19 protein-coding genes are annotated in these 24,500 nt (G+C 59.3%); 9 read left to right on the top strand and 10 right to left on the bottom strand.

The annotated features are described in order from the left end of the window. Positions 1-141: 141 nt before the first annotated feature. Positions 142-774: an outer membrane protein gene (locus ACQZ40_RS10900; RefSeq protein ID WP_065655776.1), complete on the bottom strand. Its 633-nt coding sequence runs from the start codon at positions 772-774 to the stop codon at positions 142-144. Positions 775-1,218: 444 nt separating this feature from the next. On the opposite strand from ACQZ40_RS10900, the gene ACQZ40_RS10905 reads away from it, so the two are divergent. After that, positions 1,219-1,671 (top strand): hypothetical protein, encoded by a 453-nt coding sequence (locus ACQZ40_RS10905; protein ID WP_149741028.1) that lies wholly within the window; start codon positions 1,219-1,221, stop codon positions 1,669-1,671. A gap of 210 nt (positions 1,672-1,881) precedes the next feature. Next, the gene (locus ACQZ40_RS10910) at positions 1,882-2,442 is read left to right on the top strand and encodes a dual specificity protein phosphatase family protein (RefSeq protein ID WP_080857058.1); all 561 of its coding nucleotides are present in this window, start codon (positions 1,882-1,884) and stop codon (positions 2,440-2,442) included. A 144-nt stretch (positions 2,443-2,586) separates the two neighbouring features. Here the strand turns inward: ACQZ40_RS10910 and ACQZ40_RS10915 are convergent, their stop codons facing one another. Beyond that, the gene (locus ACQZ40_RS10915; protein ID WP_375021808.1) at positions 2,587-3,834 is read right to left on the bottom strand and encodes an AGE family epimerase/isomerase; all 1,248 of its coding nucleotides are present in this window, start codon (positions 3,832-3,834) and stop codon (positions 2,587-2,589) included. Positions 3,835-4,026: 192 nt separating this feature from the next. Between ACQZ40_RS10915 and metH the strand changes: the two genes are divergently transcribed. Further along, positions 4,027-7,800: a methionine synthase gene (gene metH, locus ACQZ40_RS10920; protein WP_448747934.1), complete on the top strand. Its 3,774-nt coding sequence runs from the start codon at positions 4,027-4,029 to the stop codon at positions 7,798-7,800. A gap of 190 nt (positions 7,801-7,990) precedes the next feature. Here the strand turns inward: metH and ACQZ40_RS10925 are convergent, their stop codons facing one another. Then, positions 7,991-9,322: an MFS transporter gene (locus ACQZ40_RS10925; RefSeq protein WP_448747935.1), complete on the bottom strand. Its 1,332-nt coding sequence runs from the start codon at positions 9,320-9,322 to the stop codon at positions 7,991-7,993. A 78-nt stretch (positions 9,323-9,400) separates the two neighbouring features. Next, on the bottom strand, positions 9,401-10,177 hold the full coding sequence (locus ACQZ40_RS10930) for an AAA family ATPase (RefSeq protein WP_443407838.1): 777 nt from the start codon (positions 10,175-10,177) through the stop codon (positions 9,401-9,403). A 331-nt stretch (positions 10,178-10,508) separates the two neighbouring features. Between ACQZ40_RS10930 and ACQZ40_RS10935 the strand changes: the two genes are divergently transcribed. Next, positions 10,509-11,153, top strand: coding sequence for a hypothetical protein (locus ACQZ40_RS10935; protein ID WP_448747936.1), 645 nt, complete (start codon positions 10,509-10,511; stop codon positions 11,151-11,153). A 44-nt stretch (positions 11,154-11,197) separates the two neighbouring features. On the opposite strand, the gene ACQZ40_RS10940 is transcribed toward ACQZ40_RS10935, so the two are convergent. From ACQZ40_RS10940 to ACQZ40_RS10965, 6 genes are all read right to left on the bottom strand, one after another. Continuing rightward, on the bottom strand, positions 11,198-12,241 hold the full coding sequence (locus ACQZ40_RS10940; RefSeq protein WP_433822748.1) for a zinc-dependent alcohol dehydrogenase family protein: 1,044 nt from the start codon (positions 12,239-12,241) through the stop codon (positions 11,198-11,200). Between the two features lie 95 nt (positions 12,242-12,336). Beyond that, the gene (locus ACQZ40_RS10945) at positions 12,337-13,395 is read right to left on the bottom strand and encodes an ABC transporter ATP-binding protein (protein ID WP_078051827.1); all 1,059 of its coding nucleotides are present in this window, start codon (positions 13,393-13,395) and stop codon (positions 12,337-12,339) included. Positions 13,396-13,407: 12 nt separating this feature from the next. After that, positions 13,408-14,190 (bottom strand): ABC transporter permease, encoded by a 783-nt coding sequence (locus tag ACQZ40_RS10950; protein WP_078051828.1) that lies wholly within the window; start codon positions 14,188-14,190, stop codon positions 13,408-13,410. After that, entirely contained in the window at positions 14,187-15,071 is an 885-nt protein-coding gene (locus ACQZ40_RS10955; protein WP_065655785.1) for an ABC transporter permease, read from the bottom strand. The genes ACQZ40_RS10950 and ACQZ40_RS10955 overlap by 4 nt, the downstream gene beginning before the upstream one ends. Positions 15,072-15,170: 99 nt before the next feature. Further along, the gene (locus ACQZ40_RS10960) at positions 15,171-16,277 is read right to left on the bottom strand and encodes an ABC transporter substrate-binding protein (protein WP_065655786.1); all 1,107 of its coding nucleotides are present in this window, start codon (positions 16,275-16,277) and stop codon (positions 15,171-15,173) included. A 291-nt stretch (positions 16,278-16,568) separates the two neighbouring features. Continuing rightward, a complete protein-coding gene (locus ACQZ40_RS10965; protein WP_003522811.1) occupies positions 16,569-17,447 on the bottom strand; it encodes a MurR/RpiR family transcriptional regulator in 879 nt (292 codons plus the stop codon). A gap of 174 nt (positions 17,448-17,621) precedes the next feature. On the opposite strand from ACQZ40_RS10965, the gene ACQZ40_RS10970 reads away from it, so the two are divergent. The 5 genes from ACQZ40_RS10970 to ACQZ40_RS10990 all read left to right on the top strand — a co-directional run bounded on the left by ACQZ40_RS10970 (position 17,622) and on the right by ACQZ40_RS10990 (position 24,118). Further along, a complete protein-coding gene (locus ACQZ40_RS10970; RefSeq protein ID WP_142846467.1) occupies positions 17,622-18,395 on the top strand; it encodes an N-formylglutamate amidohydrolase in 774 nt (257 codons plus the stop codon). A 226-nt stretch (positions 18,396-18,621) separates the two neighbouring features. Next, complete coding sequence (locus ACQZ40_RS10975) at positions 18,622-20,136, top strand: amino acid permease (RefSeq protein ID WP_065655788.1); 1,515 nt, start codon at positions 18,622-18,624, stop codon at positions 20,134-20,136. Positions 20,137-20,201: 65 nt separating this feature from the next. Continuing rightward, positions 20,202-21,569, top strand: a complete 1,368-nt coding sequence (locus tag ACQZ40_RS10980) for a glutamine synthetase family protein (RefSeq protein ID WP_448747937.1) — start codon at positions 20,202-20,204, stop codon at positions 21,567-21,569. 18 nt (positions 21,570-21,587) lie between these two features. Beyond that, entirely contained in the window at positions 21,588-22,976 is a 1,389-nt protein-coding gene (locus ACQZ40_RS10985; RefSeq protein ID WP_448747938.1) for an aldehyde dehydrogenase family protein, read from the top strand. Then, positions 22,973-24,118: an iron-containing alcohol dehydrogenase gene (locus ACQZ40_RS10990; protein WP_078051835.1), complete on the top strand. Its 1,146-nt coding sequence runs from the start codon at positions 22,973-22,975 to the stop codon at positions 24,116-24,118. Before ACQZ40_RS10985 ends, ACQZ40_RS10990 begins: the two co-directional genes overlap by 4 nt. The last annotated feature ends 382 nt before the right edge of the window (positions 24,119-24,500 follow it).

Genomic DNA, 24,500 nt, shown 5'->3' on the forward strand with positions numbered 1-24,500 from the left:
GAACGGCCTGTGAATATTCCATTTCTGCACAGTTCATATTTTTCCGATTTCAGAATGTAAGAATTCAAGCCGGTTCAGGCTTTCAGTCACGAAAAAGCCCGGCGGATCGCCGGGCTTTTTGTCGAAGTCGATTGGTCGCGATCAGAACTTCACGCCGAGACCGACCTTTACAGTGTGCTGGTCGACATCGGTGTTGATGCCGAAGATGTCCTTGTCGCTATAGTCGTTGTAGCGGTATTCCAGCCTGCCGAACACATTGTCGGTGAAGGCATAGTCCAGACCCGCGCCAACGGTATAGCCGTTGAAGGTGGTGCTGTCCTTGCCAGCGCCGGGCGTTTCGATGAAGCCGCGTGTCGCGGTCCAGCCGGCGGTGGCATAGAGCAGGGCATGGTCGAAGGCATAACCGACGCGGCCACGGACGGAGCCCTGCCAGTCGGTGCCGATCTGCACACCGGCATAGTCATTGTCGTTCCAGTTATAATCGACGTCACCTTCGATGCCGACGACGAAGTTATTGTCGAACTGGTAATTGTAACCGGCAAAGGCACCCAGAATGCCGCCATTGAAATTATCCGAAGCGACTGGGCCGCCCGCCGAAAAATCGCCATTCGCCCAGCCAGCGCCGCCTTGGATACCAAGATAGGGGCCAGACCAGGTGAAGACCGGCAGGGTTTCCTGCGCGACCGGAGGTGCCGGCGTTTCGTAGACGGCATCCGCGGCCATTGCGGTGCTGGCGGAAAGAGCCAGAAGTGACGTTACGATCAGCGTTTTCATCGTTTTTCTCCCTGAGCTGACTGACATCCATAGCATAGATTAGCTGCTTTTAATACGGGGCGGGGTTCGGCGGTTCCAAGAGGCGCTCGTATCCTCCCGGCGTTGCTGTCCGTCTTGCCCCGGATCGCGGCTTTTTATCGCCCCGCCATGCTGTTCTGATGCGGCGAACGTCTTCGGCCGTGTTTGGTTCCCTTCGCCGTTTCGTCAAAAGTCCGGCAGGGTGGCCGGCCGGCGTCACGCTTGGTTGTCTTGACAGCGCAGGGCGCGACCATAGAGTTGTGGTAGACTATGGCGGTGCCGATGTTTTTCGCCGCATCGCCAGCGGCATAAGCTGCGGTTGAGACTACACCGTTGCGACTTCCCGGTGAGGGGGATCGTTGCGGGCGGAAAGGGCATGGGAGGATGAGATCGCATGAGGCTTTATTTTAGCGGAGGAGGGGCGACGTGATTGTCGGAGCCGTTCTCAGCGCCATTCTTCTTCTCGCCCTCATTGCATTTCCACGGCATCTCAAATCCGTTGTCATTTGCCTGTTGCTGATCTGGACGGCCACCGCCGCCTTTGTGATTTATGACTGGTGGCGCGGCAACCAGCGGCTCGACCATATCGTCGCCAGCGCCGGATTCGATGCGGCCTGCCCGGATGCGGCACTGCCGATCCGCGTCAGCTTCCGCAACGACAATAATGTCGCCGTAGAGCGGCTTACCTATACGCTCGAAGGGTTCGAACCGGCCTTCCGCGCCTCCGTTTCCTTCGATCCCTATCAGGTGAGCGAAAGACGGATCGAAGCTGGGGAGACTTTCTCGGCCTGCCGGGCGTTCCGTATGCGCAACAATGAAAGGGTGGAGCCGCAACGGCTGGAATGGCGTGTCACCGTCATTTCCGCGGAATTCGACTGAGCGGTTCGTGTGGCTGCCCGTTATCACGGCATTTTGAAAATTTTCGCGCCGGTGAGCGGCGGCCGGAAAATCCCTGCATCACAGCGGTTTCGGGCGGATGGGTAAATTCCCATCGTCCGCAACGGAACCGGCTGGGGCAGTCGCTGACTTGTTTTCGTCCATTTGCGATGCCATCTCCCCTCCATTCGATGAATGTCGCGGGTTGATGTTTTGCGTAGTGTTCTGAAGTTTCTGAAAATAACCGCCATCGGCCTTGTCGCCCTGCCGGTTCTGGCGGGTGCGCATATGGGCATCGGTCAACTGACCGGAAATTTTCATGAAGTCATTCCCGGAGAGCTTTATCGTTCGGCCCAGCCGAGCGGCAAGGACATCGCCGCCTATGCCAAGGCTTATGGCATCAAGACGATCATCAACCTGCGCGATGAAAAGCGTGAAGGCTGGTATGATGCCGAAAGCCTTGCGGCCAGGAACAACGGCATCCGGCTTGTCGATTATCCGCTGAGTTCAAGCGAAAAGGTCTCGGTGGACGATTCGGAAACGCTGGCGGCCGTGCTGCGCAATGCGGAAAAACCTGTTCTCATCCATTGCGAACATGGCGCGAACCGCACCGGGCTTGCCTCCGCCATCTATGTGGCTGCCGTGGCCGGCAAGAGCGAGGCGGCCGCAGAATTTCAGCTTTCCCCCTATTACGGGCATGTGCCGATCCCCGGTATCGGGCGTTATGAAATGTACCAGTCCTGGGACGATTTCGAAGAAACCATCGGGTTTTGACGCCGCCATACATCGTCACCCCGGACTTGATCCGGGGTCCAGTGCGATCAAGTCATTGATCGCAAAAGACTCTTTTAGGGCGCAGACGCGCCGTGGCTGGATGCCGGCTCAAGGCCGGCATGACGGACGGTTGCGCAGCGCGCCTCAATAATCCCCGCCACTTTCCCTGATCACCTTCGTCAGGCTTCCCGTCGCCGGGAAAAGCGGGATGAGGCACGCCTGAAGCGCGTGATAGATATCGCCCTTGCCGGGGAACAGCGTGTGTGCGGGAACCAAATCTTCCGTCAGCTCCTCATGCCAGCCGCCATTCTCATGGTCGATGAAATTGTTGGCGATGGTGCTCCAGATGCGGCGATAGCTGTCTTCATAGAAGTTGTCCGCCGGCAGGTTCTCGTTGAGGAAGTGGGCAGCGCCCGCCGCCTCGGACATGGGCCACCAGAGCTTCGCCCGCTTGTCGGGATCGTCGTTCCAGTCGAGCGTATAAAAGAAGCCGCCCTTTTCCCGGTCCCAGCCGAGCGCCATGGATTGCACGAACAGCGATTTCGCAGCCACCGGCATCCAGTCATGGCGGCGCTCGCCCAGCACCCATAATTGCAGGATGAGGCGCGCCCATTCCAGCCAGTGGCCGGGGGTGGAGCCGGAGGGGCGGAACATTTCGTTGCCGCGATACTCCTTGTCGAGCGTCCAGTTCTCATCGAAATGCTCCGGTACACGGAAGTCCAGCTCGCCGGCGCGACGGCGGATGACGAGATCGGCGATGCGCTCCGCCTTGCTGAGGTAGCTATTGTCGCCGGTAACCTCATAGGCCGCCATCAGCGCTTCGGTCAGGTGCATGTTGGAGTTCTGGCCGCGATAATTCTCGATGGGGGACCAGTCCCGATGGAATTCCTCGGCGATGGCGCCGTGTTTTTCTTCCCAGAAGCGGGTTTCCAGAACCTCGGTAATATCGGCCAGCATCTTGTCGGCCAGTGGGTGGCCGACGGTCTTGGCGGAAGAGGCGGCCAGAAGCACGAAGGCATGGCCATAACCCTGCTTGGTGGCGTCCACTGGGCCGGCATCGTTCACCTGCCAGAAATAACCGCCATGCTCGCCATCGCGGTGCCTGTTCCAGAGGTAGGTCATGCCGTGATCGACCATATCGCCGCAGCCCGGACGGCCAAGCAAGTGGCCGATGGAGAAGCAATGCACCATGCGGGCCGAAGCATGGATGCCGCGCACGGGGTCGTTTGGCTGCAACGGCGCGCCTTTGGCATCGAGATCGAAGAAGCCGCCGGCAGGGTTGAGGGCACGATACTGGAAGAAATCGAAAAGTCCCTCGGCCTGTTTTACCAGCCATTGGCGATGCCAGGGCAGGGTGTTCCAGTTGCGGCTGTTGTGATCGTCCTCGGGCATTCTCGTCCTCCATGCGGTTTGCTGCTTCGGCTTATATCCTTGCTGTATAAACCTGTCATCTGTCAGCGATATTTCGTAACGTGCTGCAACTGCGCAAAGCCATGCCTGTCTCTTGAAGATATATTGACATAAACATATCTTTATGTGACTTGACGGCTTGCGATCTTGCAAATCGAAATGAGGAGTGTGCCCGTGTTTGACGATCTGTTCGGCCCTGAAGGGGCAAAGCGTGACGGCGCGGAAATTTTCAAGGCGTTGCGCGATGCCGCCAGCGAACGCATCCTCATTCTCGATGGCGCCATGGGCACGCAGATCCAGGGGCTGGGTTTTGACGAAGACCATTTTCGCGGCGATCGTTTTATTGGCTGCGCCTGTCACCAGAAGGGCAATAACGACCTTCTGATCCTGACCCAGCCGGATGCCATTGAAGACATCCATTACCGCTACGCCATGGCGGGTGCGGATATTCTCGAAACCAATACTTTTTCGTCGACGCGTATCGCGCAGGCCGATTACGAGATGGAAAATGCCGTCTACGACCTCAACCGCGAGGGTGCCGCGATTGTCCGCCGTGCCGCCCAGCGCGCCGAGCGGGAAGATGGCCGCCGCCGTTTCGTGGCGGGCGCCATCGGCCCGACGAACCGCACGGCGTCCATTTCGCCTGACGTCAACAATCCCGGTTACCGCGCCGTCAGTTTCGACGACCTGCGTATTGCTTACGGCGAGCAGATCGATGGCCTGATCGATGGCGGCGCCGACATCATCCTCATCGAGACGATTTTCGATACGCTGAACGCCAAGGCGGCGATTTTCGCCTGCGAGGAGCGTTTCGAGGAGAAGGGCATCCGCCTGCCGGTGATGATCTCCGGCACGATTACCGATCTTTCCGGCCGCACACTTTCCGGCCAGACGCCTTCGGCCTTCTGGAACTCGGTGCGCCATGCCAATCCCTTCACCATCGGCCTGAACTGCGCGCTGGGTGCCGACGCCATGCGTCCGCATCTGCAGGAACTGTCTGACGTGGCCGATACATTCGTCTGCGCCTATCCGAATGCCGGCCTGCCGAATGAATTCGGTCAGTACGACGAAACACCTGAGATGATGGCGCGTCAGGTCGAGGGCTTTGTCCGCGACGGTCTCGTCAACATCGTCGGCGGCTGCTGCGGTTCGACGCCGGAGCATATCCGGGCGATTGCGGAGGCTGTCAAAGGTTACAAGCCGCGCGAAATTCCCGAGCATAAGCCCTTCATGTCGCTTTCGGGCCTCGAGCCTTTCGTGCTGACCAAGGACATTCCCTTCGTCAATGTCGGCGAGCGCACCAACGTCACCGGCTCGGCCCGCTTCCGCAAGCTCATCACCGCCGGCGATTACACGGCGGCGCTGGCGGTTGCCCGCGACCAGGTGGAAAACGGTGCGCAGATCATCGACATCAACATGGATGAGGGTCTGATCGATTCCGAAAAGGCGATGGTGGAGTTCCTGAACCTCATCGCCGCCGAGCCGGATATCGCCCGTGTGCCTGTGATGATCGACTCATCCAAGTTCGAGATCATCGAGGCCGGCCTGAAATGCGTTCAGGGCAAGTCGATCGTCAATTCGATTTCGCTGAAGGAAGGCGAGGAGAAGTTTCTCCAGCAGGCGCGGCTCGTCCATAATTACGGTGCGGCGGTCGTGGTCATGGCCTTCGATGAGGTCGGGCAGGCCGATACTTACGAGCGCAAGGTCGAGATCTGCTCGCGCGCCTACAAGCTCCTGACCGAGAAGGCGGGCCTGTCGCCGGAAGACATCATTTTCGATCCCAACGTCTTTGCCGTTGCGACGGGTATCGAGGAACACAATAATTACGGCGTGGATTTCATTCAGGCCACCAAGACCATCCGCGAAACCATGCCGCTGACGCATATTTCCGGCGGTGTTTCCAACCTGTCCTTCTCCTTCCGCGGCAATGAGCCGGTGCGTGAGGCGATGCATGCCGTGTTCCTTTACCACGCCATTCAGGTCGGCATGGATATGGGCATCGTCAATGCCGGGCAGCTTGCGGTTTACGACAATATCGACCCTGAACTGCGTGAGGCCTGCGAGGACGTGGTGCTGAACCGCCGCGACGACGCGACGGAACGGTTGCTGGAGGTCGCGGAGCGTTTCCGTGGTACGGGCGCCAAGGATACCAAGGTTCAGGACCTTTCCTGGCGCGAGCTGCCCGTTGAAAAGCGGCTGGAACATGCGCTGGTCAACGGCATCACCGAATATATCGAGGCCGATACGGAAGAGGCGCGCCAGAAGGCGGAGCGTCCATTGCACGTCATCGAAGGGCCGCTGATGGCCGGCATGAATGTGGTCGGCGATCTGTTCGGTTCCGGCAAGATGTTCCTGCCGCAGGTGGTGAAATCCGCCCGCGTGATGAAGCAGGCGGTTGCCGTGCTGCTTCCTTACATGGAAGAGGAAAAGCGCCAGAACGGCGGTGCGGAACGCAGCGCCGCCGGCAAGGTGCTGATGGCGACCGTCAAGGGCGACGTGCACGATATCGGCAAGAACATTGTCGGCGTCGTTCTCGCCTGCAACAATTACGAGATCATCGATCTCGGCGTGATGGTGCCGACGACGAAAATCCTCGAAACGGCGATTGCCGAAAAGGTGGATGTGATCGGCCTTTCCGGCCTCATCACCCCGTCGCTGGACGAGATGGTGCATGTGGCGGCCGAGATGGAGCGGCAGGGTTTCGATATTCCGCTGCTGATCGGCGGCGCGACGACGAGCCGTGTGCATACGGCGGTGAAAATCCATCCGCGTTACGAGGCGGGGCAGGCAATCTATGTCACCGACGCCTCGCGTGCGGTGGGCGTCGTGTCGGCGCTTCTCTCTGCCGAGCAGAAGCCCGCTTACATCGACGGTATTCGCAGCGAATATGCCAAGGTGGCGGAGGCGCACGCCCGCAATGAGCGGGAAAAGCAGCGCCTGCCGCTTTCCCGCGCCCGCGAGAATGCGCACAAGATCGACTGGTCGGCCTATAGCGCCGTCAAGCCGCAATTCTTCGGCACCAGGGTGTTCGAAACTTATGATCTGGAAGAGCTTTCCCGTTACATCGACTGGACGCCCTTCTTCCAGACCTGGGAATTGAAGGGCCGCTTCCCGGCCATTCTCGATGACGAAAAGCAGGGCGAGGCGGCGCGGCAGCTTTACAGCGATGCGCAGGCGATGCTGAAGAAGATCATCGAGGAAAACTGGTTCCGGCCGCGCGCGGTGATCGGCTTCTGGCCGGCCAACGCCGTGGGTGACGATATCCGGCTGTTCACGGATGAAGACCGCAGGCAAGAGCTGGCGACCTTCTTCACGCTGCGCCAGCAGCTTTCCAAGCGCGACGGTCGCCCCAATGTGGCGCTGTCCGATTTCGTCGCGCCTGTCGATAGCGGTGTTGCCGATTATGTCGGTGGCTTCGTGGTGACGGCGGGCATCGAGGAAGTGGCGATTGCCGAACGTTTCGAGCGGGCCAATGACGATTATTCGTCCATTCTCGTCAAGGCGCTGGCCGACCGTTTTGCGGAAGCCTTCGCCGAGCGCATGCATGAGCGGGTGCGCAAGGAATTCTGGGGTTATGCGCCGCAGGAAAACTTCAACGGCGATGAGTTGATTGGCGAAGCCTATGCCGGCATTCGCCCGGCGCCTGGTTATCCGGCCCAGCCCGACCATACCGAAAAGAAGACTCTGTTTGCCTTGCTGGATGCCACCAATGCGGCAGGTGTGGAGCTGACGGAAAGTTATGCCATGTGGCCTGGCTCTTCCGTGTCGGGCATCTATATCGGCCATCCCGAAAGCTATTATTTCGGTGTCGCCAAGGTGGAGCGCGATCAGGTTCTCGATTATGCGCGCCGCAAGGATATGCCGGTGGAAGAGGTGGAGCGCTGGCTTGGGCCGGTACTGAACTACGTACCGACGAATGCTGCCGAGGAAATTGATAGCGCGGCGTGAGGTTTTGGGCAAAGGTGGTCAAATAGCTTTCAGGGACTAAGCCCTGAAACCTCTCTTCCGTAATGCTCGGGCTTGTCCCGAGCATCTGCAACGTTTCGATTTTATCGACTGTGATTAGATCCTTGGGACAAGCCCAAGGATGACGTCGAGCGACGCGGGCATGCCCCGCGCTTTTCGTTGACGTCGTCTTTTACGACTTTAACGCGGCCAGTTCCTCGATCCCGACATGGCTCTCCACCTCGCTGCCGCGCAGATAGAGGTAAAGGCCAATGCAGAAGGCGAGGACGGCGATGAAGACTAGATACCACGCGTGGGCCATGGGGTTGATCGCAAGCGCCGTGGTCACGCCAATCGGCGTCAGCCCGCCGAAGACGGCATAAGAGACGTTATAGGCAAAGGAGAGGCCGGAGAAGCGCACCGAGGCCGGGAAGGCGCGGACCATGACGTATGGCACCGCGCCGGCCATGCCGACCGACAGGCCCATGATGCCGTAAAGCACGAACATGGTTTGAAGCGATGTGCCGGCATAGCTGTAGAAGGTGAAGGTGGCGATGCCGAAGAAGATGCTGGCGCCCATGAAGAAGATGCCGGAGCCGACACGGTCGATCAGCGCGCCGGCGATGATGACGCCGAAGATCAGGAACAACGTGCCGAAGCTGGTGCCGGCGAGTGCCTGCGTCGGAGTATAACCGTAAAGCTTCTGCAGGAAGGTGGCCGTCATCAGCGTGGTGACGACGATGGCGGCCGAGAGAACCCAGGTCAGCAGGGCGGAAATGACCACGCCGCGCATATGGTGCTTCAGCACCAGCCCGAGCGGCAGCTTGTCCGTCAGCGATTTCGACTTTTTCATTTCCATGAAGATCGGCGTTTCTTCCAGCCAGCGACGCAGATAGACGGCGATGAGGCCGAAAATACCGCCGAGCAGGAAGGGAATGCGCCAGGCGTAACCGGCCACGTCTTCCGGTGTGAAGAGCGAGTTGATGGCGAAGGCGATCAGCGAACCCAGCATGATGCCGAAGGAAAGGCCCGATGTGAGGAAGCCGCAGGCGAGGCCGACGCGGCGGAAGGGCACATGTTCGGCAACAAAGGTCCATGCGCCCGGCACTTCACCGCCAATGGCCGCGCCCTGCAGCATGCGCAGGATGATGAGCAGGATGGGGGCGGCCACGCCGATGGTGGCATAGGTCGGCATCAGCGCCATACCCAGCGTGGAGAGTGCCATCAGCAGGATGGAGAAAGCGAAGACGCGCTTGCGGCCATAACGGTCGCCATAATGCGCCAGCACGATGCCGCCGAGCGGCCGCACCAGATAACCGGCGGCGAAGATGCCGAAAGTCTGGATCATCACCAGCCAGTCGGGCATTTCTGGCGGGAAGAACAGATGGCCGATGACGGTGGCGAAAAATACGAAGATGATGAAATCGTAAAATTCGAGCGCGCCGCCCAGGGCCGAAAGGCCAAGAGTTTTGTAATCCTGACCGTTAAGAGGCCGGGCTGCCGCCGGTGTGGTGGTGGGAGACATGAGGCTGCTTCTTTTCTAAATTACGTAGTACTTTTGGGCATGCGGCAAGAGCGGCGGGATTTCAAGCCTTATCGACGCTCAATCGCTCAGGTATTTCGAGGGACGATCGAGAAAGCGCCGCAGAAAGCTGATGTTTTCCAGTTCGTCATAGAGGCGCTCGGTGATGCCATCCTCATCGAAGTAATAAATCGTGGCCTCGGGAATCGCCAAAAGCACCGGCGAATGCGTAGCGATAATCAATTGTCCGCCGCTATCGGCGGCGTCGCGGATAAGGGCTGCCAGTTCGAGCTGCTTTTGCGGCGAAAGCGGGCTTTCCGGTTCGTCGAGAAAATAGAGGCCGGCGCCATGCAGGCGCCGATGCATGATATCGAGGAAGCCTTCGCCATGCGATCGCCGGTCGAGGCTGTTGTTCCTGACAATCCCGCGAAATGTCTCCGGCGTTTCCTCCGGAAAATACTCGCCGTTTTTTAAAGCCTTTTCCCGCTCCCAGCGAAAATCGTCCAGTGCTTCCTCGTTCTGTCGACGGATATAGCCAAGCACGTCTTCCGCGCGCAGAAACATGCGGATCTTCGGATATTTTTTGCGGGCAAAATAGAAGGCCTTCGCCACGGTTTCGGCATGCTGGAGATAGAGATCACCCTTGACCTGGCCATGATTGCCGATGGCATAGGCCGTCATTCCCGCCGCCAGACCCTCCAGCAGTGTCGATTTTCCCGAGCCGTTATTACCGGCGAAAAAGGTGATCGGCGTCTTGAATTCGAGGCGTTCCAGGTGGCGTAGCGCCGGAACGGAGAAGGGATAGTCGTCTCTTCCGTCCGGGGTCTCTTTCATGGTTACGCTATCGAGAAACAGCATGTCGCGTTCCTTATCTAATCCGTCATGTTCGCCGACGTTGCGCTCTGTCGCATCATCGCGGCGCTATGCTCAAAGCAATTGCGTGTGATTGCGGCTTAACGTGGGGCGCTGTTCGCACCAATGGTTTGGCACTTTGGCGGAGATACGTCATGCCGAATCGTTCGAAGTTCATTTTATTATAAATTAGTACAGTACATTTCTGGTAATAAATCGATCAATATTAGATATATGCAATACTTATCTTAAACTTAGGATATTATCGTAAGTATAAACTTCAAATTAATTCAGCAATGCCAGTTGTTGTCATTCTCGTTGTTGTTGGAGAGAGTGAATGAAGCATATTGCGCTTTTTTCGGTCGCGTTTCTATTTTCCGCGATATTCGTGAGCGAAGCTGAGGCGCGGAAGTCCCGCTTTTTTGCCATCCCCGGATTCGGCGGCGGCGAGACGATCGATCTCGTTTACGATCTGCCGGATAACGAGCCTTTTCTTCGCGACGGGGAAGCATTCGACATTGGTTATCTCAACAGCGGGGATAGGAGCGGTTATGTGCTGTATCGCGGCGAGCGTTACAGCAGACTCAGCGATGCTGACATCGCCAGGCTGAATGCGACGCTTGGTTTTGATCCGACGACAAAAGACCGCATGGAGCGGGCGGCGAGGGCCAGCGACGCGCCCTGGAACCTCGTGATTATCATAGCGGTCGCAATTGCTGGTATCTTTGTGCTTGTGCACAAGGGCATGCAGCTAGTGCGGTGGATTTCGCGTTTGGCGACGATCTCCGCAATTGCGGGAAATAAGCGGCAGGAGGAGGAGGACACCCCCGACCCGCTGGAGGTCCGCAAGAAACAGCTGGTAACCCGTCAATGGAGCGATAGCCAGACGGATCACGCGGCGCGTGTCCCGGCAGCATCGCCGGCCCATGCGTCTGCGCGAGGAACCACTGCGGTCCGGACATTCGGACGCAGGAGCGCCTGAGCGGTGCAAAATCCCTAAACCTCAGGCGCTCTCAGGAGCCTGCACTATTCGAACCGGTCGATGATGCTGATGCCGCTTTCCTTAAAGCTGTCCATGGCGGGCAGGGCGGTTGCGGCCTCGGAAAGCGTGATGTGGCGGCCGATCAGCTTTTCCGGCGCGAGCCTGCCGCTTTCGATCATCGCCAGCATGTCCTCATAACGCCATGCCTGCATGCCGTGGCTGCCATAGATCTCCAGCTCATGCGCGATCACCCGGGCCATGGGGATGGCGGGCATGGCGTGATCGGCCAGCATGAGGCCCACCTGCACATGGCGGCCGCGCCGACGCAGGTTGCTGATGGAGTTGCAGCAGGTCTGCGGGTGGCCAAGCGCATCGACAGAGACATGCGCGCCGCCGCCCGTCACCTCGCGAACCGCCTCGGCAACATCGGCAACCGCGCGGCTGTTGATGGTGGCGGTTGCTCCAAGCTGCCGCGCAAGGTCGAGCTTGTCTTCGGCTATATCGATAGCGACGACCTGCGCGCCGAGGCCAGCGCCGATCATGATGGCGGAGAGGCCAACGCCGCCGCAGCCATGGACCGCCAGCCATTCGCCGCCCTTCAGGCGTCCCTGATCAGTCACGGCCCGGAAGGAGGTGGCGAAACGGCAGCCGAGGCCGGCGGCGGTCGCATAAGTCATCGATTCCGGCAGGTGCACCAGATTCTGATCGGCATAATCGATGGCGACATATTCGGCGAAGGAGCCCCAATGGGTGAAGCCGGGCTGGAACTGCGCCTCGCAGACCTGCTGGTTGCCGGAGCGGCATTCATGGCAATGACCGCAGCCGGAGACGAAGGGCACGGTGACGCGGTCGCCGGTCTTGAAGCGGGTGACGTTTTTGCCGACGGCGGCGACCACGCCTGCGAATTCGTGGCCGGGAACATGCGGCAGGCGGATATCCGGGTCATGACCCATCCATCCGTGCCAGTCGCTGCGGCAGAGGCCGGTCGCCTTTACCTCGATGACCACGCCGCCATCGGTCGGTTCCGGATCGGGCAGCGACGCAACAACCGGGGTTTCGCCGAACAGTTCGTAAAAAAGCGCGCGCATTATGGCCTCACATGTTTGGTATGCAGGTTCGAAGTCATACCTGCTCTACCATGTCCCGCAAATGGGCGAAGCGGTTTCACGTCTGGAAAAGCGCTTTAGTCCTTGATGACCATCAGGTCGCCGGCTGCGAATTTCAGCGTCACCTGCTCGCCGACCGCGGGCGGTGCTGTGCCGGGATCGTTGAACATGTCGAAAGACAGGGTCGAGCCGCCGAGATCGAGGCGGGTGCGGATCACGGAGCCGAGGAACTGGCTGGAGGTGACGAGGCCGGAAATGGCGACATCGCCTTTCGCATCGCTGCCCAGGGAGCCTGCCTCCGGGCGAAGCGCCAGCGTGATTTTTTCGCCGGTGGCTGCATCGACCGGCTTCGGCAGGGTGATCTGCTGCTCTCCGACACGGATGGTGTTGGATGAGGAATCGACCACAGTGGCGTCGATGAGGTTCAGCGTGCCGACGAAAGAGGCGACGAAGCGGGTCGCGGGCTTGTTGTAGATATCGAACGGGGAGCCGATCTGGTCGGCGCGACCGCCATTCATGACGACGATGCGGTCAGAAATCGACAGGGCCTCTTCCTGATCGTGGGTCACGAAAATGGTGGTGATGCCGAGTTTCTGCTGAATCTGGCGGATTTCTTCGCGTAGCGACACGCGAATCTTCGCATCAAGCGCGGAGAGCGGTTCGTCCAGCAAAAGTACTTCCGGCTTCGGCGCGAGCGCGCGGGCAAGCGCCACGCGCTGCTGCTGGCCGCCGGACATCTGGTAGGGGTAACGGTCCGCCAGATGCTCCAGATGGATAAGCTGGAGCATTTCCTTCACGCGGGCGTCGATCTCGGCTTTCGGCTTGCCGGCGACTTTGAGCCCGAAGGCGACGTTTTCATAGACATTCATGTTGGGGAACAGCGCATAGGCCTGAAACACCATGCCGATATTGCGCTGGTTCGGTCTGAGCGCCGTCTGGTCCTTGCCGTTGATGACGATCGATCCGCCACTCGGGGTTTCGAAGCCGGCGATCATGCGCAGCACGGTGGTCTTGCCGCAGCCCGATGGCCCGAGGAAGGAGACGAATTCGCCCTTTTCGATGGCCATGTTGAAATCATGGACGACCTGCACGGAGCCGAAGGATTTCTTGATGTTGCTAAGTGTCAAAAAGCTCATGAAATATTGTCCTCAGGCCTTGGGAGGCGCGCCCTTCTGGTAGCGTGAAACGAGTTGGATCAGACCCAGGCAACCCCAGGTGATGCCGAAGGAAATCACGGCAAGTGCGGCCGGTTCATAGGCGCGGTTGGCGCCGAGCAGCTGCATGTAGGGGCCGAAGGCCGGGCGGTTCAAAAGGGCCGCCATGGTGAATTCACCGATGACGATGGCGAAGGTCAAAAACGCACCGGACAACACCGCGACCAGAACGTTGGGAAGGATGATGCGCGACAGGATGGTCGTCCAGCCCGCCCCGAGACTTTGGGCTGCTTCCGTCAGCGTCGCCACGTCGATGGTTCTGAGACCGGTATCGACGGCGCGGTACATATAGGGCAAGGCCAGCGTGGCATAACCGAACATCAAAAGCAGGTTGGTGCCGAAGCTCGTGCCGGTCAGTGGCAGCCAGCTCGAGGTGTTGTAAAGCCGGATATAACCGAAGACGATGACGATGGCCGGGATGACCAGCGGCAAGAGCGTGACGAATTCGATATAGGGCCGCAGACCCGGCAGTTTCAGGCGCACCCAATAGGCGGTGGGCACCACCAGCAGAACGCCGAAAACGATGGTAAACAGCGCCATCACCACAGAATAGCTGAAGGTCTCCTGAAAACGCGGATCGGTCAGCACCTTGCCATAGGCGTCGAATGAGTATTCGCCGCGCCGCATTTTCAGCGAGAAGTTGGTCATGCCGATCAGCGGCAGGGCGAAATAGAGCAGGCCGAAAATCAGCGCGCCCCAGGCGAAGAAACGCTTCATTTCAGCCACCTTTCGCTGCGGGCGCGCAGCCAGATATAAAGTGTGTTGGCGACACCGGTAACGACGATCATACCGAAGGCAAGCGCGTAACCGAGATGGGGATCGCCGAGCACGTCGCCGCGTATCTGGGCAAAAAGCAGAATGGGCGCAATATTAAGCGAAGAGCCGGTCAGCGCTATTGCTGTTGCAACAGCACCGAAAGCATTGGCGAACAGGAGCGCGAATGTGCCAAGCAGTGACGGCAGCAGGATGGGAAATGCGATAAATCGCCAATATTGCGTTCCCGTCGCGCCAAGAACTTCCGCCGCCTCCCGCCATTCGCGCTTCAACCCATCCAGGGCAGGAGCGATGATCAGTATCATGAGCGGAATTTGGAAGAAGAGATAGGTGATTGTCAGCCCCCAGAAGGAGATGAGGTTGAAGCCCATCAATCTGAGGTCTATCCCCAGCTGGGATTTCAGGAACACCGTCAATATGCCGACCGGGCCGAGGGTGGCGAGAAATGCGAAGGCCAGCGGAACGCCGGCAAATTGCGACGCAACCCCGGAAAAGGTCATCAGCGGCCCGCGCAACACATTGGGAAGGCCGCCAAGTATGACGGCGGCTGCAACGGAAAAACCGATCAAACACCCCAGCAATGACGACGCGAGGCTGATTTTTATCGATATCGTAAAAGCGCCCATGATCGCCGGCGTGAAAAGCCCAGCAATATTGGCGAGCGTGAAACTGCCGCTCGGATCCTGAAATGCACCGATGACGATCTTCATCGTCGGCATGATCAGAAACATCGCAACAAATACGACAAATGGCAGCACACCTATCCAGTGAAGCGGCAGCTTTCTGCCCGCGTCGGATGGTCCGCCGGTGTTGGTTGATGGCATGCCTTGTCCCCACACGCCGTTTTAAAACGGTCTATATATTGCGGTTATCACGAAAGAAACACCCCGGCCTTTCTTCAGCCGGGGTGCGTTTTCAACAACTTACTTGACGTTCGCGCCGACTGTCTTGTCCCAGCCACCGGTAACGGCAGCCTTGTTGGCGTCAACTTCCTCGAGCGTCGGGAAGATAGCCTTTTCGTAGGCCGCTGCCGGCGGCAGGCTGTCGATCAGTTCCTGCGGAACCTTGCCGGCCTTGACCATTGCGTTGAAGCGGATCGGGTGGCAATAGCCCTTCAGCCAGCCGAGCTGACCGTCGTCGGAATAGAGATGCTCCATCCAGAGCTTCGCTGCGTTCGGATGCGGTGCATAGGCAGAAATGCCCTGCACGTAAACGCCGGCCAGAACGCCCTTTTCAGGCACGACGACTTCTGTCGGCGGGTTGTCGTTCAGCGTCTTTTTCCAGGACAGCGCGTTGTAGTCCCAGGCGATGATGATTGGTGTCGAACCCTGTGCGAGCGTACCGGCCTTGCCGACGGTCGGAACGAAGTTGCCTGCCTTGTTGAGGTCGGCGAAATACTTCAGACCTGCTTCACCGGCTTCCTTGCCGGACTTCGCGCCCTGGCCAAGACCGGCGGCGAGAACGCCGAGAATTGCCTGGTTAGATGTCAGCGGGGGACCGGCAAGTGCGACCTGACCGGAATATTCCGGCTTCAGCAGGTCGGCCCAGTCCTTCGGCGTGTTCTTCACGAGGTCCTTGTTCACAAAGAACGACATGACGCCGTAATAGTCGCCGTACCAGTAACCTTCCGGATCCTTGACGTTGTCAGGAATTTCGTCCCAGGTCGAGACCTTGTAAGGCTGCAGGAGGCCTTCGGCCTTCATCTGCGGGCCGAAAGCGAGACCGACGTCAACGACGTCAGGAGCCTGCGGGCCCTTGTTGTCCTTGTTCGCCTTGATGGCTTCGACTTCATCGGCGGAGCCGGCGTCGGGGTTCAGTTCGTTGACGGTGATTTCCGGATATTTAGCCTTGAAGGCGGCAATCACGTCGCCGTAACCGCACCAGTCGTGCGGCAGGGCGACGGTGGTCAGCATGCCTTCCTTCTTGGCGGCCGCGATCAGCTCGGCGCTCGGTTCAGCGGCGGCAATTGCGGTGGAGGCGATGACCAGTGCAGTGGTCGTAGCAAGCAGTCGGCGGCAGTGAGAGATCACTTTTTTCTCCTCTTCGTGTTCTCATATTGCGGACGCTGATACGGATTCTCGATGAAGCTAATGTGACGGCTGGATTGCAATTTATTTATCCGGATTCCGTCACTTTACGCCCGTTTTCCGCCATCGCCCGGCTTTTTTGCCTGCAATTGCGGGAGATTCCCTCATGATCCGTGGTGGCCAGATATGTTCCCCAGCTTGGTTTCTTATCCTGCTTTATCGTGCTGGTAGCGATGACAGGTATCCAATCAGCGTGCGGCATCCGCGTCAAGCAAGTTGCCCGGCTATGTAGTTTCATGTTCTGTCCGGTCTGCGGAACAGCCGCGTCTGTTCGAACAGGCCTTCAAGCGCATTCATGCGTTCCCTGGTTTCATCCCAGGTGCCGTTCTGCACCGCTTCGATCAGCGCTTCGACCACGAACAGCGTAACGACCGAGGAATCCCATGCCGAGGGCGCTTCGATCCTGACACGGAAAGTGTGCAGCGCATGGCGCGCCACCGGCGATGTCCATTGATCGGTGAAGAGAATGATCTGCACGCCGTTTGCCTTGGCCACTTCAGCCAGCGTCGTCATGTCGTGCTCGTAGCGGCGGATGTCGAAGATAACCAGTATGTCGCCGGCGCTCATGTTCAGCATATATTGCGGCCAGGCGCTGGAATTCGACGACATCAGCGTCGTCTTCGGCCGGATCACCTGCATGTGGGTGAAGAAGTATTCGGCAATCGCGCCGGTGATGCGCCCGCCGACGAAATAGATGCTGCGCTTGCGGTCGGAAAGCAGCGCCGCGGCATTGTCGAAGACGGCGGTGTCTAGATCGCTCAGCGTATCGCGCAGATTGCCGGTGATGGCGTCGGCGAAGCGGTTGAGAATGTGCAGGCCGGGCGCATTGGTTGCCCAGCGGTCATGTTTGGCGATGGGGCCGGAAATCGTCGCTTCCAGTTCCTGGTGCAGATGCGCCTGAAATTCCGGATAGCCCTTGTAGCCGAGCTTCTGCACCATACGGGCTACGGTCGGCGTCGAAACGCCGGCATTTTCCGCAATGGTGGTGATGCTGCCGAGGCCGGAGACGGGGTAGTTGCCGAGCAGGCTCTCCGCCAGCCGTTTTTCCGAACGGGTCAGTGCGTCGTAATGGGCATGAATGACATCCGACACGGTCGCCGTCGTGCTGCGCAAATTTTTCCCCTTCCGGTCTTCTGCCGGTGCATGGCTAAAATAAACATCTGTGCCAGCTATCGAGTCAATGGGAAAATGAAGAGAAAATTTCAAAATTCCATTTGACACTCGCAATAATGTGAAGAATTCTTTTCGGCGTTGACGGAACGCGGGGGTTCCGGGTGGGGTTCGTGCATGACGCTGCGGTCACGGTTTTTCACAGAAGCAGAAGGGCAGGCCGTCGGTATCGAGAATGCGGCGGCGAAGGGCGACGTCCTTCTCGTCTGCGAACATGCCTCTGCCACCATTCCGCAGAAATTCGGCACATTGGGTCTTTTGCCGGAGGTGCTTTCGAGCCATGCAGCCTGGGATCCGGGCGCTCTGGCCGTTGCCCGGCTGCTTTCGGAAAAACTTGACGCCACGCTCGTCTATCAGCGGTTTTCGCGTCTCGTCTATGATTGCAACCGGCCGCCCGAATCGCCTTCCGCCATGCCGGTGAAAAGCGAGATTTACGATATTCCCGGCAATTTCGATCTCAGCGAAGCGGAGCGGTTCGCCCGCACCTCCGCACTTTATGTGCCGTTTCATGACCGGGTGAGCGAGATCATCGCCGCGCGGCAGGCGGACGGCCGCAACGTGGTGGTGGTGACCATCCACAGTTTCACACCGGTTTATCACGGCCGGTTCCGAAAGGTTGAGATCGGCATCCTGCACGATACCGACAGCCGCCTCGCGGATGCGATGCTGGCGGGTGCCGACGGGTCCTCGCTCACGGTCAATCGCAACGATCCTTACGGCCCGGAAGATGGCGTGACGCATACGCTGCGGCTGCATGCGCTGCCGGATGGGCTTTTGAACGTCATGATCGAGATCCGCAACGATCTCATCACCAATGAAGGAGAGCAGGCGGCAATCGCCGGTTTTCTCCACGAGCTTATGGGGAAGGCGCTCTCATCGATCGATGAGTGAGGGAGCTATGGCCGGCCGACGGTGAAAACACCGAGGCCGGCTGCCAGATGAGACTGCCGCCATTTTATAAAAACCGGCCATGCAGCCGGAAAAACACGAAGCGGCAAGGGAACAGCAAGTGCGTGCGGCCAATCGCGGGAGACTCCCGGGTGAAGCCGGAAACTGGGGCACAATCGGCCAATAACGGCTGACTGGCTTGTTTTTTTCTTATTCAGGAGAGAAGGGCATGGACAGTTCATCGTCAGGCGTCAGCTACAAGAAGGCTGATGCATCCTATTTCGAAAAACGCGGACTATCCCGTTATGCGGGCGTGTGGTCGCTCTGGTCGCTCGGCGTCGGTGCGGTCATTTCCGGGCATTTTTCCGGATGGAATTTCGGCTTTTCCACCGGCGGCTGGGGCGGCATGCTGGTGGCGGGCATCATCATCGCCATCATGTATCTCGGGCTGACATTTTCGATTGCGGAAATGAGCCCGGCCTTGCCACATACGGGTGCGGCCTATTCCTTCGCCCGCACGGCCATGGGCCCATGGGGCGGCTTCATCACCGGGCTTTGCGAGAATGTCGAATATGTGCTGACGCCGGCGGTCGTCGTCACCTTCATCACGGCCTATGTGAACTCCATTCTCGGTCTCGATCCCGCCTATTCACCTTTCGTGTGGATAGCGTTTTACGCGATATTCCTTGCGCTCAATGTCTTCGGGCTTGAGCTTTCCTTCAAGGTGACGCTCGTCATCACGCTGATTTCGCTTGCCGTTCTGGTGTTCTTCTGGATCAGCGCCATTCCAAACATCGATTTTTCGCGTTTTGCGCTCAACATCGGTGTCGGACCTGACGGCAAGGCGGTGGAGTTGCCGGAAGGCGGCGGCTCCTTCTTCCCCTTCGGGTTCTCGGGCGTTCTCGCCACGCTGCCTTTCGCGGTCTGGCTGTTCCTCGCCATCGAGCAACTGCCGCTGGCGGCGGAAGAATCGGTCGATCCCAAGCGCGACATGCCGAAGGGCATCATCCTCGGCATGGTCACGCTGATGGTTTCGGCCTTCATGATCGTGCTGCTCAACCCGTCCCTGCCGGGCGTCGGCGCCTTCCATCTCAGCTCCTCGCTTGAGCCGCTGCTCGATGGTTTCAAGGCGATCTATGGCGATGGCGGCGTGGTGGTGCTGGGTCTCGTTGCCTTGACCGGCCTGATCGCCAGCTTCCATACGATCCTCTACGCGCAGGGCCGGCAGATCTATTCGCTGTCGCGTGCGGGTTACTTCCCGACCGTGCTGTCGATCACCCATTCCAAGTATCGCACGCCATACGTTGCCAACATCACCGGCGCGATTGTCGGCTTGGCGGTCATGCTCGTCATCTGGTTCGCGCTGGGTGCGGAACAGGGTGGCAGCATCATCGGCAGCGTGCTTTTGAACATGGCCGTCTTCGGTGCGATGTTCTCCTACATCATGCAGGCGATTTCCTTCATTCTGCTCAGGAAGAACCTGCCGCATATCGAGCGGCCGTTCCGCTCGCCTTTCGGCATTCCGGGCGCGGTGCTGACGGTGATTATCGCCATCGTCACGCTGCTTTACCAGATCCAGGATCCGAACTTCACCAAGGGCGTGCTCTGGGTGGCGGTCTGGTTCGCCGTGGCAATCGCCTACTTTGCCTTCATCGGCCGCCACCGCCTCATCCTGTCGCCGGAAGAGGAGTTCGCGCTGGAGCACAAGCAGGCTGCGGTTGCCGCAGCGGCTGCAAAGGCCTGATGCTCAAACGAAACGGGCGGCCGCATCCCGGCCGCCCGGCCACGACAATAAAGGGAACGGACAAAATGACGAGCTACACATTCGACGCGCTTAAGATGGATGTCGCCGAGGGGCGCATCGACACGGTTCTGGCCTGCCTTGTCGACATGCAGGGGCGTCTGATGGGCAAACGGTTTCAGGCGGAGTTCTTCGTTGAAAGCGCCTTCGAGGAAACCCATAGCTGCAATTACGTGCTTGCCACCGACATGGAGATGGAAACCGTTCCCGGTTACAAATCCTCCAGCTGGGAAAAGGGTTATGGCGACTATGTGCTGAAACCCGATCTTTCGACGCTGCGGCGGGTGCCGTGGCTGGAAGGCACGGCGCTGGTGCTGTGCGATGTGCTCGATCATCACACCCATGAAGAAGTGCCGCATTCACCGCGCGCGCTCCTGAAAAAGCAGGTGGCGCGACTGGAGGCCATGGGGCTGAAGGCCTATATGGCGACCGAGCTGGAATTTTTCCTGTTCGACCAGACTTTCGATGCGGCGCGCGCCAGCGGCTACAGGGGGCTGAACCTCGCCAGCGGTTACAACGAGGATTACCATATCTTCCAGACGACCAAGGAAGAGGACGTCATGCGGGCGCTGCGCAAGGGCCTGCAGGGCGCCGGTATTCCGGTTGAAAACTCCAAGGGTGAGGCGTCTCCCGGTCAGGCGGAAATCAATGTGCGTTATGCCGAGGCGCTGACCATGGCCGACCGGCACGCCATCATCAAGAACGCCACCAAGGAAATCGCCTGGTCCAAGGGCAAGGCCGTGACGTTCCTCGCCAAGTGGAACTACAATGCCGCCGGCAGTTCTTCACACATCCACCAGTCGCTATGGAGCCTCGACGGCAAGACCCCGGCGTTTCTGGACAAGGACGCCGAGCATGGCATGTCGCAGCTGATGCGGCATTATGTTGCCGGGCTTCTGGCCCATGCGAGCGAGATCACCTATTTTCTGGCACCCTACATCAATTCCTACAAGCGGTTCATGGCCGGCACTTTTGCGCCCACCAAGGCGATCTGGAGCCTTGACAACCGCACGGCCGGATATCGTCTCTGCGGCGAAGGCACCAAGGGCATCCGCATCGAATGCCGTGTCGGTGGCTCCGATCTCAATCCCTATCTCGCCATGGCTGCCCTGCTTGCGGCAGGCATTGACGGCATCGAAAATAAACTCGAACTTGAGCCCGCTTTTGTCGGCGATGCCTATGGCGGCAAGGACGTGCGCGAGATACCCAAGACCCTGCGTGACGCCACTGCCTTTCTGGACGGATCGAAAATGCTGCGCAACGCCTTTGGCGACGATGTGATCGATCATTACGTGCATGCCGGACGATGGGAGCAGGAAGAATACGACCGCCGTGTGACCGACTGGGAAGTGGCGCGCGGTTTCGAACGAGCCTAATCATTACGGGAAAACATCATGACCATGATCCAGAATATCTCGCCCATCGACGGCTCGGTTTATGCCGAGCGGGAGGCGATGTCGCTGGAGGCGGCGCGGGCCGCCGTTTCGAAGGCGCGCAAGGCGCAGAAGGACTGGGCGCGGCGTCCGCTTGAGGACCGCGTTCAGCTGGTTCTGAAGGGTGTCGCCCGCCTCAATGAAATGGTGGATGAGGTCGTGCCGGAACTTGCCCATATGATGGGTCGTCCGGTGCGCTATGGTGGCGAATTCAAGGGCTTTAACGAGCGCTCCAACTATGTCGCCTCCATCGCCGCCGATGCGCTGGCACCCCTCGTCATCGAGGAAAGCGGCAATTTCGAACGCCGCATCGAGCGCGAAGCACATGGCGTGGTCTTCGTCATCGCGCCGTGGAATTATCCTTACATGACGGCGATCAACACCGTCGCGCCCGCCTTGATGGCCGGCAATACGGTCGTCATCAAACATGCGGCGCAGACGCTACTGGTGGGCGAGCGCATGGTGCGGGCCTTCGTAGAGGCCGGCGTGCCTGAAGACGTTTTCATCAATGTCTTCCTCGACCATGGCACGACCTCGGCGCTCATTTCCGAGGGCCTGTTCAACTTCGTCAATTTCACCGGTTCGGTGGAAGGCGGCCGTGCCATCGAACGCGCCGCTGCCGGCACCTTCACCGGTCTCGGGCTTGAACTCGGCGGCAAGGACCCCGGTTATGTGATGGAGGATGCCGATCTCGACGCCGCCGTCGATACGCTGATGGATGGCGCGACCTATAATTCCGGGCAATGCTGCTGCGGCATCGAGCGCATCTACGTCAATGAAAACCTCTATGACGCATTCGTCGAGAAGTCCGTGGCGTGGGTTTCGAACTACAAGCTCGGCAATCCGCTGGAGCAGGAAACGACGCTCGGGCCGATGGCCAACAAGCGTTTCGCCGAGGTGGTGCGTGCGCAGATCGCGGACGCCGTCGCCAAGGGCGCCAAAGCGCTTGTCGATTCGAAGCTTTTCCCCGCCGATGATGGCGAAAGCGCTTATGTCGCGCCGCAAGTGCTCGTCAATGTCGATCATTCGATGGAGTTCATGACCGAAGAAACCTTCGGCCCGGCGGTCGGGATCATGAAGGTCAAGAACGACGACGAAGCCATCGCGCTGATGAATGACAGCAAATACGGGCTGACCGCCTCGCTCTGGACGCAGGATGCCGCCCGGGCCGGGCGTATCGGCCGCGAAATCGAAACCGGCACCGTGTTCATGAACCGTGCGGACTATCTCGACCCGGCGCTTTGCTGGACCGGTGTGAAGGAAACGGGCCGTGGCGGTTCGCTCTCCGTCCTCGGCTTCCAGAACCTGACCCGTCCGAAATCCTACCATCTGAAGAAAGTCACGAAATGAATATCGTCGCCAACTGGAGCTACCCCACCGCCGTCAAGCTTGGCCGTGGCCGGATCAAGGAACTGGCGGAAGCCTGCAAGACGCTCGGCATCAAAAAGCCGCTGCTCGTGACGGATCGCGGCCTTGCCAATATGGCGATCACCGCGCATGCGCTCGACGTGCTGGAAGAGGCGGGTCTCGGCCGGGCGATCTTTGCTGAGGTCGATCCGAATCCCAACGAGATCAACATGGAAGCCGGCGTGAAGGCCTATCGCGATGGCGGCCATGACGGCGTCGTCGCCTTCGGCGGCGGTTCGGGCCTCGATCTCGGCAAGACGATCGCCTTCATGGCCGGGCAGACACGCCCGGTCTGGGATTTCGAGGATATCGGCGACTGGTGGACCCGAGCGGACGCTTCAAAGATCGCGCCCATCGTCGCCGTGCCGACGACGGCGGGCACCGGTTCGGAAGTCGGCCGCGCCAGCGTCATCACCAATTCGCAGACCCATGTGAAGAAGATCATCTTCCATCCGAAGCTTCTGCCCGGCGTCGTCATCTGCGATCCGGAACTGACGGTCGGCATGCCGAAGGTCATCACGGCGGGCACGGGCATGGACGCCTTTGCCCATTGCCTCGAGGCCTATTCCTCGCCCTTCTATCATCCTATGAGCGCCGGTGTGGCGCTGGAGGGGCTGCGGCTCGTCAAGGAATTCCTTCCGCGCGCCTATAAGGACGGCACGGATATCGAAGCGCGCACCAACATGATGGCGGCGGCGGCGATGGGGGCGGTTGCCTTCCAGAAGGGTCTCGGCGCCATTCATTCGCTCTCGCATCCGATCGGCGCGGTCTACAACACCCATCACGGCATGACCAATGCCGTCGTCATGCCGGCGGTGCTGCGCTTCAACCGTCCAGCCATCGAGGACAAGATTGCCCGCGCGGCCGCCTATCTCGGTATCTCCGGCGGTTTCGACGGCTTCTATGACTATGTGCTGGAGCTTCGCAGGGAACTCGGCGTGCCGGAGAATCTCACCGCCATGGGCATCAAGCCGGATCGTATCGACGAACTGGCGGCGGAAGCGATCAAGGATCCGAGCTGCGGCGGTAATCCGGTGCCGATGACGCTGGAGAATACGAAGAAGTTGTTCGAGGACTGCTTTTGATGAGCGACCTTTATTCGTCAGGTTTGTGAGAGGTTGAGAGGGTGCCGCTTGTTTCTTCTCCCCGCCGGGGAGAAGGTCGCGGCAGCGGGATGAGGGGGCAAGCTCTCGGTCTCTCGCTGACGTTGCCCCCTCATCCGACCCTTCGGGCCACCTTCTCCCCGGTGGGAAGAAGAAACGAGTGGCAACGTCGTGCCCTGCACGGGGAGCGAGCCACGTACGATCTCTAATTCATGAAGCCCGCGACGAACCGGTCGCGGGCTTTTCGTTGCGCGGCATAACGGTTCTTAGCCTTTTCTTAACCAAGTTCGTTAAGGTTATGGAAAGCACCATGAATTGCTTCGGTGCGTGAATGAGCATGAAACGGCTCTGACCAACAGGGGGT

Source organism: Agrobacterium sp. 16-172Ci, from assembly GCF_053522725.1.

What these genes read in the sequence shown, in the direction of transcription:
- ACQZ40_RS10955 (WP_065655785.1), bottom strand. Translation starts at nt 15,071, where the DNA reads ATGCCATCAACCAACACCGGCGGACCATCCGACGCGGGCAGAAAGCTG.
- ACQZ40_RS10980 (WP_448747937.1), top strand. Translation starts at nt 20,202, where the DNA reads ATGACGAGCTACACATTCGACGCGCTTAAGATGGATGTCGCCGAGGGG.
- ACQZ40_RS10975 (WP_065655788.1), top strand. Translation starts at nt 18,622, where the DNA reads ATGGACAGTTCATCGTCAGGCGTCAGCTACAAGAAGGCTGATGCATCC.
- ACQZ40_RS10900 (WP_065655776.1), bottom strand. Translation starts at nt 774, where the DNA reads ATGAAAACGCTGATCGTAACGTCACTTCTGGCTCTTTCCGCCAGCACC.
- ACQZ40_RS10935 (WP_448747936.1), top strand. Translation starts at nt 10,509, where the DNA reads ATGAAGCATATTGCGCTTTTTTCGGTCGCGTTTCTATTTTCCGCGATA.
- ACQZ40_RS10940 (WP_433822748.1), bottom strand. Translation starts at nt 12,241, where the DNA reads ATGCGCGCGCTTTTTTACGAACTGTTCGGCGAAACCCCGGTTGTTGCG.
- ACQZ40_RS10925 (WP_448747935.1), bottom strand. Translation starts at nt 9,322, where the DNA reads ATGTCTCCCACCACCACACCGGCGGCAGCCCGGCCTCTTAACGGTCAG.
- ACQZ40_RS10915 (WP_375021808.1), bottom strand. Translation starts at nt 3,834, where the DNA reads ATGCCCGAGGACGATCACAACAGCCGCAACTGGAACACCCTGCCCTGG.
- ACQZ40_RS10970 (WP_142846467.1), top strand. Translation starts at nt 17,622, where the DNA reads ATGACGCTGCGGTCACGGTTTTTCACAGAAGCAGAAGGGCAGGCCGTC.
- ACQZ40_RS10945 (WP_078051827.1), bottom strand. Translation starts at nt 13,395, where the DNA reads ATGAGCTTTTTGACACTTAGCAACATCAAGAAATCCTTCGGCTCCGTG.
- ACQZ40_RS10930 (WP_443407838.1), bottom strand. Translation starts at nt 10,177, where the DNA reads ATGCTGTTTCTCGATAGCGTAACCATGAAAGAGACCCCGGACGGAAGA.
- ACQZ40_RS10950 (WP_078051828.1), bottom strand. Translation starts at nt 14,190, where the DNA reads ATGAAGCGTTTCTTCGCCTGGGGCGCGCTGATTTTCGGCCTGCTCTAT.
- ACQZ40_RS10990 (WP_078051835.1), top strand. Translation starts at nt 22,973, where the DNA reads ATGAATATCGTCGCCAACTGGAGCTACCCCACCGCCGTCAAGCTTGGC.
- ACQZ40_RS10985 (WP_448747938.1), top strand. Translation starts at nt 21,588, where the DNA reads ATGACCATGATCCAGAATATCTCGCCCATCGACGGCTCGGTTTATGCC.